General features: G+C 45.9%; 1 pseudogene. It reads right to left on the bottom strand.

Features of this window, described 5'->3' with window-relative positions:
- Positions 1-628, bottom strand: a pseudogene (locus ACS8FC_RS18700) (insulinase family protein); the annotation flags it as partial.

Below are 628 nucleotides of genomic sequence, written 5' to 3'. Positions count from 1 at the left end.
AAATAGCCATTACGTAGGTAAGGCGCTAATACCATTAATGCGGCAGTATCAGGATGGTCAGCCGCTGGTACGGTATAAGCGCTGGCATTATGATAAACGTTGGTCGGTACTAACCATGCTAGATCTGCAACATCGAGAGCAGTCCCACTTTCTAACGCTTTGACTGCGTCTTTTTCTCCATTTAGAGCGCTATCTAGATGCAGATTTGCAAACTCACTTGGAATGTTAGCTTCAGTGTTGATTATATTATCAGTAGACGTTGCTGCTTTACTGTCTTTCCAACTATCGACGATTAAGCCACTCAAGCGTTCCGTTTGCTCGGCTTCACAGATGATGACAGCATGCTTAGGTAAACTGATCAAACGTTGATGCAAGTCCATCAAACTGGTCGCTAATTGATCCCACCGTGCATCATCGGTACTGGCATGCCCCAAGAATGCTTTGAGTACATTTAGTGCTGGTAAACCGCTACGTACATATTCTAGCTGCGCTTGACGACTCATACCGCGGCTGGCCGTTTGCATCGCATATGAGTGACCAGAACCTGCCAAATTGGACTGCCAGCTGGCTTGACGCTGCTGCAAGATTTCTTTAATACGATCATGCTCAGTAAAGATACTGTGTTCCA

It is taken from the genome of Psychrobacter sp. 1Y4 (assembly GCF_051847555.1).
The sequence above is the reverse complement of the archived record's forward strand: the minus strand, read 5'-3'. Positions and strand labels throughout refer to the sequence as shown.